At 62.5% G+C, this 8,802-nt stretch carries 9 protein-coding genes; 7 read left to right on the forward strand and 2 right to left on the reverse strand.

All coding sequences use genetic code 11. The features are described 5' to 3' along the window. Positions 1 to 227: hydantoinase/oxoprolinase N-terminal domain-containing protein (locus tag Q8K05_RS07530; RefSeq protein WP_305245902.1), on the reverse strand; the 227-nt coding region annotated here is incomplete at its 3' end. A 56-nt stretch (positions 228 to 283) separates the two neighbouring features. Beyond that, a complete protein-coding gene (locus Q8K05_RS07535; protein ID WP_305245904.1) occupies positions 284 to 1,483 on the reverse strand; it encodes a CaiB/BaiF CoA-transferase family protein in 1,200 nt (399 codons plus the stop codon). 236 nt (positions 1,484 to 1,719) lie between these two features. Between Q8K05_RS07535 and prpR the strand changes: the two genes are divergently transcribed. The 7 genes from prpR to Q8K05_RS07570 all read left to right on the forward strand — a co-directional run. Next, the gene (prpR, locus tag Q8K05_RS07540) at positions 1,720 to 3,633 is read left to right on the forward strand and encodes a propionate catabolism operon regulatory protein PrpR (RefSeq protein ID WP_305245906.1); all 1,914 of its coding nucleotides are present in this window, start codon (positions 1,720 to 1,722) and stop codon (positions 3,631 to 3,633) included. A gap of 146 nt (positions 3,634 to 3,779) precedes the next feature. Then, on the forward strand, positions 3,780 to 4,574 hold the full coding sequence (locus Q8K05_RS07545; RefSeq protein ID WP_059752119.1) for a GntR family transcriptional regulator: 795 nt from the start codon (positions 3,780 to 3,782) through the stop codon (positions 4,572 to 4,574). Between the two features lie 19 nt (positions 4,575 to 4,593). Then, on the forward strand, positions 4,594 to 5,796 hold the full coding sequence (locus Q8K05_RS07550; protein ID WP_305245909.1) for an ABC transporter substrate-binding protein: 1,203 nt from the start codon (positions 4,594 to 4,596) through the stop codon (positions 5,794 to 5,796). A 17-nt stretch (positions 5,797 to 5,813) separates the two neighbouring features. After that, positions 5,814 to 6,686: a branched-chain amino acid ABC transporter permease gene (locus Q8K05_RS07555; RefSeq protein WP_059752123.1), complete on the forward strand. Its 873-nt coding sequence runs from the start codon at positions 5,814 to 5,816 to the stop codon at positions 6,684 to 6,686. After that, the gene (locus tag Q8K05_RS07560; RefSeq protein WP_059752125.1) at positions 6,683 to 7,663 is read left to right on the forward strand and encodes a branched-chain amino acid ABC transporter permease; all 981 of its coding nucleotides are present in this window, start codon (positions 6,683 to 6,685) and stop codon (positions 7,661 to 7,663) included. The genes Q8K05_RS07555 and Q8K05_RS07560 overlap by 4 nt, the downstream gene beginning before the upstream one ends. Continuing rightward, positions 7,656 to 8,420, forward strand: a complete 765-nt coding sequence (locus Q8K05_RS07565) for an ABC transporter ATP-binding protein (protein WP_305245913.1) — start codon at positions 7,656 to 7,658, stop codon at positions 8,418 to 8,420. Before Q8K05_RS07560 ends, Q8K05_RS07565 begins: the two co-directional genes overlap by 8 nt. Then, on the forward strand, positions 8,417 to 8,802 hold a 386-nt coding region (locus tag Q8K05_RS07570; RefSeq protein ID WP_305245915.1), incomplete at its 3' end, for an ATP-binding cassette domain-containing protein. The genes Q8K05_RS07565 and Q8K05_RS07570, both read left to right, overlap by 4 nt.

Genomic DNA, 8,802 nt, shown 5'->3' on the forward strand with positions numbered 1-8,802 from the left:
GCCACCGTGGTGCCGTGCATCACGTGGGTGATGTGCTCGGGCGCGATGCCGTTCTGTTCGCAGATTTTGGCGATGCCGTTGAGCACGCCGATCGATGAGTCAGCGGGCGTTGACGGCACCTTGGCCGAAAAAGTCTCACCGCTGGATTCGTTGATCAGCAGCAAATCGGTAAATGTGCCACCGACGTCGACACCAAGTCGGTAGGTTGTCGTTGGGCCTTGATTCATGGGATTCTCCTGAAGTTTCGGATGGGAAGATGCGGCGATAGGGGTTGGCGCCGGGTTCACTGGATAGCGCCTGTCTTGCGAAGCGCTGACACGCGCTCGTCGGGGTAGTGAAGGACGCCCCGCAGCACGGCGTCGGTGTGCTCGCCGAGCAGCGGTGGGGCGGAAAACGATTCTTCGCCCGCATCCGAGAACTTGATCGGATTGCCGGGCATCTTCACGACCTCGCCCGACTGCAGCGTGACATCGACCACCATGTTGCGCGCCCTGACCTGGGGGTCGTCGAGTGCCTGCGCAAAGTTGTTGACCGGGGCGCAGGGGATGCGCGCAGCGCGCAGTTTTTCGAGCCAGTGCTCGGCCGTGTCGGTCAGCAGTTCTTCCTCGATGACCCGGTCGATCAAGGCCTTGTCGGCCAGGCGCGCTGGCTGTTGGCGATAGCGCTCGTCGCGCAGTTCGGGGCGGGCGAGGACCGTCAGAATCTGCTCGAAAAAGGCGTCGCCGATGCACGCGATGATGATGTGGCCGGTCTGGGTGCGATAGGTGTTGTACGGGACGTGCACGAAGTGCCCATTACCCAGACGTTCAGGCACGATGCCCGACATCAGGTACATGGTGGCCATGTAGTTGAGCAGTGAAATCTGGACGTCGAGCATCGACACGTCCACATGCTTGCCCAGGCCGGTGCTGCCGCGGGACACCAGCGCCGCAAGCACGCCCATGGCGCCGAAGACGCCGCCTCCCAGATCACCGATCGGAATGCCCGAGCGCACCGGGCCGCTGGCCTCGGTGCCGGTGATGGACATGCCGCCGCCCATGCCCTGCACCACCTGATCGAAGGCCGGGCGGGCGGTCTCGGGGCCGGTCTCGCCGAAGCCCGAAATGGAGCAGGTGATGATGCGCGGGTTGATGGCGGCCAGGGTCTCGTGGTCGATGCGCAAGCGGCGCGTCACGCCGACGCTGAAGTTGTCGATCACGACATCGGCCTGACGCACCAGGTCGTAGAACACCGCCCGGCCTTCGTCCGACTTGAGGTCAATGCAGACGCTTTCCTTGCTGCGGTTGAGCGTCAGGAAATAGGCACCCATGCCCTGGCGCGCATAGTCGCTGCTCTGGGCCAGTAACTGGCGGGTGCCTTCACCGCTACCGGGAGGCTCGACCTTGATCGTGCGCGCACCCAGGTCGGTCAGGAGCATGGCGCCATAGGGCCCTGACAGCATGTGCGTGAGATCAAGAATAAGGACATTGGCCAATGATTTCATTGAGGGTTTACCCTTGATGGGTTGTTGCATGGAATTTGTATCGAAACAAATCAGCAATTAGCGTGCCATCAAGGGTTGTTATCAGCAAGCCGTTGATTTATATTGAAAACCTTTTTCAATCTCGTGTTGGATACCCGGAATTTGTTTCATGTACTTGTTACTTGGAACGTCGCGAAACGCTGTTGAAACAAGGGGTTTACCCCCGTTTAAGATCAGGCCAAAAAGGAAATCCAGTCATGCAGTCTTTGCAAACCGGCCCGCTGCCACGCATTTGCGTCATCGGCTACAAGGGATTGACCCGGATCGTTCATTCGGTGCTGCCGGAATATGCCGGGCGCGCCGACATCGAGGTCATCGACGAAGTGTTCGAGCAGGCCAATCTCGCAGCCCGGCAACGCGAACGCGACCGGCGCGTCGATGTGTTCATTTCAGCCGGCGCCAATGCAGCCATCCTGAAATCGACCCTGTCCACCCCCGTGGCCGCGATCAAGGTCAGCGGCTACGACGTGTTGGTGGCGCTGCTCAAGGCGCGCCAGATCTCCGAGCGCGTGGGGCTGGTGACCTACCGCGACACCGGGCGTGAACTGGCTTCCGTCAAGGCCCTGCTCAAGCTGCAAATCGACCAGCTCGCCTACCAGACAGCCGACGAAGCGCGCGACTGCTTCATGAGCCTGGCCGCAGCCGGCCACACCGTGATCGTGGGCTCCAGCGTCGTGGTGGAACTCGCCGAGCAGCAGGGCCTCCACGGCATACTGACTTACAGCGCCACGGCCGTGCGATTGGCGCTGGACGATGCGCTCGACCTGGCTCGGGTTTCACGCCTGGAAGCGGCGCGCCACGAGCGTTTGAACAGTGTGCTGCAGCATCTTCAGGAAGCGGTTCTGGCGACCGACGAGGCCGGCCGGATCACCGCCGTCAACCCGTCCATGGAACAGTTGCTGGACTGCTCTGCAGCCGATGCCCTCGGCAAGCTGCTGTCCAGCATCGCTCCGCCGCTGTCGCTGAAAGCCGTGCTGGAATCGGGCAAGGATGAAATCGGGCAGGTCATCGAGTTCAACCATCAGGCCTTCATTGCCAACCGGATTGCGATTCGCGAACGTGGCGGCCTGGCCGGCGCCGTGCTGACGCTCTACGACGCCAAGAACATCCGCCAGGCCGACACCCGATTGCGCGTTGCAGCGCGCGCACGCAAGCCGGTTGCGCGCTACTTTTTCGACCAGATCGCGGGCACCAGCCCGGCCTTCGTGCGCGCAAAAAAGCTGGCGCAAGGCTATGCCGCGACCGTCTCGACCGTGCTGCTGACCGGCGAAAGCGGCACCGGCAAGGAACTCTTTGCCCAAGCCATGCACAACGCCAGCCGCCGCAGCGGGAAGCCGTTCGTGGCGATCAACTGCGCCGCCTTTCCCGAGCCCTTGCTGGAAAGCGAGTTGTTCGGGTACGAGGAAGGCGCGTTCACCGGCTCACGCAAGGGCGGCAAGGCCGGCTTGTTCGAGGTGGCGCACACCGGCACGGTGTTCCTGGACGAAATCGGCGACATGCCGATCTCGTTGCAGACCCGCTTGCTGCGCGTGTTGCAGGAAAAGGAAGTGGTTCGATTGGGCAGCACGGACACCATTCCGGTGGATGTGCGCATCATCTCGGCCACCCATCAGCAACTGATGACCCGGGTCAAGCTGCGCCAGTTCCGCGAGGACCTGTACTACCGCCTCAACATCCTGAATCTGCACCTGCCGGCGCTTCGGGACCGCGCCGAAGACATTCCTGTCCTCGCGACCCTGCTGTTGCAGGCTGCGTTGCTGCGGTTAGCCTCCCCACTGCGGGCCGATACGGTGATCGAAAGCATCGAGCCCCTGCTCTGCCGTTATGCCTGGCCCGGAAACGTGCGGGAGCTGGAAAATATCACCGAGCGGCTCGCGGTGTTTCTGTCTGCGTATCCGGATCAATCGGCCATCGATCACAACGAACTGCGCATGACACTTCCCGAGCTCTACGACACGGGAGAAGACGCGAGCGACCAGACGCGCATCTTGCTGACCGATCAGGCCATCCGCGATGCACTTGCCGCATTGAAGGGGAATCGTCACGCCGCAGCACAGCGGCTGGGCATCAGCCGGACCACCCTGTGGCGTCGTCTGCGTGCAATGGCCTGAGAAAACGGGGGGGCGAAAACCCTATGCAACTCAAGCTGATCGATCGGGTCAACGGTAAATTCCAGGCTCGGTAGAAACCCTTAAATGCTTCAAATTGAAGAAATGTCCTATTGACAGAACAATAGGACTGTTCGTACGATCCGCTCATGTCGCCCGCCTTGCCCATGACCAAGTACCACCAGATTTACCTGGTGTTGCGCGAGCAGTTGCATGAAGGCAGGTTTTCCCAGGGAGTCCCCGGGGAGCTGGCTTTGATGCAGCAGTTTGGCGTGGCGCGCGTGACGGTGCGCCGGGCGCTGGAGCAACTGGCCGCAGAAGGACTGATCTCGCGTGAGCCGGGACGCGGCACGCGGGCGCTGGACCTCGGCGCATCCAAGGCCGTAACGCATGGTGAAGGGGGGCAACGCGCCCAGCTCACCGGTTTGCTTGAGAACCTGGTCAGCATGGGACTGAAAACATCCGTCCGCGTTCTGGATGTGGAGGTGGTGATGGCTTCTGTGAACGTGGCAGATGCCTTGCAACTGAAAGTGGGTGACCTGGTGCAGAAAGCGGTTCGGGTGCGCAGCACGCGGGAAGGCCCACTGTCCCACATCACAACGTATGTGCCGGCCGACATCGCCCGCCAGTTCGGGCGCCGCGAACTGGCCAAAAAACCCATTCTTGTCCTGCTGGAAGAGTCCGGCGTCACGGTCGGCCGTGCGCACCAGACCATTTCGGCGCGCCTGGCCGATGTCCAGGTTGCAAAACATCTGGATATTGCGGTCGGCTCGGCCCTGCTGGCGGTTCGCCGCCTGATCTACGACGACCAGGACCGCCCGATTCAATGGCTGCATGGCCTGTACCGGCCAGACCGGTACGAATACCAAATGCAGTTGTCGCGCGTTGGCAGCATCGATGCCAAGGTGTGGGTCAGCAAAGAGTTGTCCGCTCAGTTTCATTAATCAACGCAAGGAAAATGCCATGAGTACACGTCGCCATTTCATGTCCCAATCTGCTGCAGCCGCTTCGGCTATGGCATTTCCCCTGGTCGGGGGTGCGCAGCCCAGGACCATCAAGGTGGGCGTCCTGCATCCTGTCACGGGCGCGCTGGCCTATTCCGGCCAGCAGTGCCGGGTAGGAGCGCTCATGGCCATTGAGGACATCAACAAGGCGGGGGGCATCAAGTCGATGGGTGGGGCCAACATCGAGGCCTTGCTGGGTGATGCACAGTCCCAGCCGCAGGCGGGCGCCGCCGAGATTGAAAAAATGAATGAAGCCGGGGTCTCGGCGGTGGTGGGGGCATTCGCCTCGGCCATCTGCCTGGCGACTACGCAGGCCGCGGCGAAATACAACCTGCCCCACGTCGTTGATGTGGGGGTTGCCGACCAGATCATGGAGCGCGGCCTGAAGAACACCTTCCGCTTCGGGCCGGGCTATCGCAAGTGTGCCGAAGCGGCCGTCGCCAACCTGCATGTGCTGAACATGGCGGCGGGAAAGCCCGCGCGCACCGTGATGATTGTTCACGAAGAGTCGCTCTTTGGCACCGGCACGGCCAACCTGTTGGCGCGCGAATTGCCCGGCTACGGCTACGAGGTCAAGGAAGTCATCAAGCACGCGAACCCGACGCGCGATTTCAACAACATCGTGCTGCGGATGAAGGCGGTCAACCCCGACATCGTGATACCCGCCAACTACTACAACGAATACGCCTTGCTGGTGCGTACCATGCAGCAGCAAAAGGTCAGCCCCAAGGCCATTTATTCGGTGCTGGGCGGGGCGGCATCAAGCTACAAATTCGTCAAGGAGTTTCCGGATGCGGCCAACGGCATCATTGACTGCAACCACTGGTTCAACCCCAAGGACAAGCGCTCGGCCGAACTCAAGAAGCGGGTCGAGGCCAAGGGCCTGTTTTTCAGTTACGAAGTGTTCATGACCTACACGGCCATGCGCCTGCTGGCCGACGCCATTGAACGCGCCAAGTCAAGCGACCGCGCAGCCATCATCGATGCGCTGGAGAAGAGCACCTTTGCCGATCACATCATGCCGTATGGCGCGACGAAGTTCGTCAACGGGCAAAACACCGGCGCCCAGCCCTTGATGACGCAAGTCGTCAAGAACGACATCAAGGTCATCATTCCGCGCGAGTACCGCGAAACCGATCCGGTGTTCCCGCTCAGAGCCTGAAGACCCAGTCGCTAAAGATGTTTGACTCCGGAATTCTTTTCCCGTCCCTGATCAATGGACTGACCACCGGGGCGGTCTATGCACTGATCGCTCTGGGCCTGACGCTGATCTACGGCGTGCTGCACATCATCAACTTTGCCCATGGGGCGGCGTTGATGGTGGCGCTGTATGCGGTGTACCTGCTCAAGGAGCGCTTCGGCATTGACCCCTATCTGGCGCTGCCCCTGGTGGTGCCCGGCATGTTCGTGCTGGGCTATGCCTTGCAGCGCCTGATCATCAACCGGGCCAGCCACGGCAAGGACGAAAACATCCTGCTGGTCACCTTGGGGCTGTCCATCGTCATGGAGAACGCCGCCCTGCTGTTTTTCAAGTCCGACACGCGCACCATCGAAACGGCTTACACGCTGACCACCGTGGCCATCGGCCCGGCCATGATTGCCTTGCCCAAACTGGTGGCGTTCGCCGGCGCCTTGCTGGTGTCGGGCTTGCTGCTGTGGATCGTCGGCAAGACCGATCTGGGTCGCGCGATTCGTGCGGTCGCCAAGGAAAAACATGGCGCCAAGCTGATGGGCATCGACGTGGACCATGTCTATGCCATGAGTTTTGGCATCGGCCTGGCGTGCCTGGGGGCCGCCGCCTGTTTTCTGTTGCCGGCCTATTACGTGAACCCGCAGGTGGGCGGCGGCTTTGTGCTGGTGGCTTTCACCGTGGTGGTGCTGGGCGGCATGGGCAGCTTTGTCGGGGCCCTGCTCGGTGGCCTGCTGATCGGCGTGGTGGAGTCGCTGGGCGGTTTGTACCTGGGCGAGTCGCTCGGTCAGATCGGCATCTTTGCCATCTTCATTGCGGTGCTGCTGTTTCGCCCGCAAGGCCTGTTTGGAGCCAAAGCATGACGAGCGGCGGAAAAGAACTGGCGGGCATTTTTCTTTTCGTCGCGCTGGTTGCCGGCATCCCGCTGGCGACGGATTCCGGCGTCATTTTGAACTTCGTGATGATGGCGCTGTATGCGGCCCTGCTGGCCCAGGCCTGGAATATCCTGGGCGGCTTTGGCGGGCAATTTTCCTTTGGTCATGCGCTGTTTTTTGGCACGGGGGCCTATATTCAGGCCATCGCGCAATTGCAGGGTGGACTCAATGCCTGGCTGGCCCTGTTCATGGCGGTGGCCGGCAGTGCCGGGGTCGGCGCGCTGGTGGGGGCTTTGTCCTTTCGTTACGGCCTCAAAGGCTCGTATTTCGCGCTGGTGACGCTGGCGTTCGCCGAGGTGTTCCGCATCCTGGCCCTGTCGGTGCCCTTCACCGGTGCCGGGGTGGGCCTGATGCTGCCCTTGCACGAATCGTTCGCCAACATGCAGTTCGGCTCGCGCAAGGGCTATGTCTACCTGGTGCTGGCCTTTGTGGCGGCAGCCCTGCTGCTGACGTGGTGGCTCAAGCATTCGCGCTTTGGCGCCTACCTGCAGGCGGTGCGTGACAACGAAGACGCGGCGCGTGCCATCGGTGTCAATCCGTTTGGCGTCAAGCTCGGCGCGATTGTGCTGTCGGGCGGCTTGATGGGGGCCGGCGGCGCCTTCTATGTGCAGGTGTTCCAGTACATCGATCCCGGCATTGCCTATGGCCCCGGCACCTCGGTGGAAGCACTGGTCGCCGCCATCGTCGGCGGCATGGGGACGCTGTGGGGGCCGGTGCTGGGCGCGCTGGTGCTGCATGTCCTCGCGGACCTCACGCGCAACCTGTTCGGCCAGTTGCCCGGCATCAACATGGTGATCTACGGCATGGTGCTGGTGCTGATTGTGATGTTCCTGCCACGCGGCATCGCGGGGCTGGGGGCGACGGCGAAGTCGCTATGGAAAAAGAGCGGAGGCCGGCGTGGCTGAACCCTTGCTGGCCATCAAGGGCCTGTCCATCTCCTTCGGCGGTCTCAAGGCCGTGCAAAACGTCAGCCTGGACGTGCCCGAGGGCAGCCTGACGGCCTTGATCGGCCCCAACGGCGCGGGCAAAACTACGCTGTTCGCGCTGATGTCCGGCTTTTTGAAACCCGACAGCGGCACGGTGCAGTTTGCCGGGCAGGACATCACCGGTTGCGCCCCGCACCTCAACGCGCGCCGTGGCATGACGCGCACCTTCCAGATTGTCCAGCCCTTCGCGACGCAGACGGTGAGGGAAAACATCGCCGTGGGTGCGCATCTGCATCTCAAGGAACGGCGCAGTGCCCTGAGCCAGGCGGAAGAAGTGGCGGCCCGTGTGGGGCTGTCGGCGCAACTCGACAAACCGGCCTCCGACCTGACGGTGGCAGGCCGCAAGCGGCTGGAGCTGGCGCGTGCGCTGGCGACGCGGCCCCGCCTGCTGCTGCTGGACGAAGTGCTGGCCGGCCTGAACCCGCAGGAAATTGCGGAGATGATTCCCGTAGTGCGGGGCATCGCGCAAAGTGGTGTGACCGTGCTGATGATCGAGCATGTGATGCAGGCGGTCATGAACCTGGCGCAACATGTGTGGGTGCTGGCGCAAGGCCAGTTGATTGCGCAGGGCACGCCCGCTGAAGTCACCGCCGACGAGAAAGTGGTGGAGGCCTATCTGGGGCATGGCACGGCGGCGCGCCTGCGTGCGGCCGCCCTGGCAGGAGTCTCACCATGACCGCCTTGCTGGAGATCCGGGGCTTGCGCGGCGGCTACGGCCAGGTGGAAGTGCTGCGCGGCGTGGACTTGACGGTCCAGGCCGGTGAAACGGTCGCGCTGCTGGGCAGCAACGGGGCCGGCAAGTCCACCCTGAACAACGTGGTCTGCGGCATTTATCCCGCCTGGGGCGGCACGGTGCAGTTTGACGGCAGGGACCTGAGCCGCGCGCATTACCGCGAGGTGGTCAAGGCCGGCCTGATCCAGGTGCCGGAGGGACGCAAGGTGTTTCCCAACCTCACCGTGCTGGAAAACTTGGAGCTTGGTTCATTCACCCGGGCCCGTGAGCGCCGCGCCGCCAACCTCGACAAGGTGTTTGCCATCTTTCCCCGCCTCAAGGAGCG

Origin of the sequence: Polaromonas sp., assembly GCF_030682935.1 — a bacterium.
Classification (GTDB): Bacteria; Pseudomonadota; Gammaproteobacteria; order Burkholderiales; family Burkholderiaceae_C; genus Polaromonas.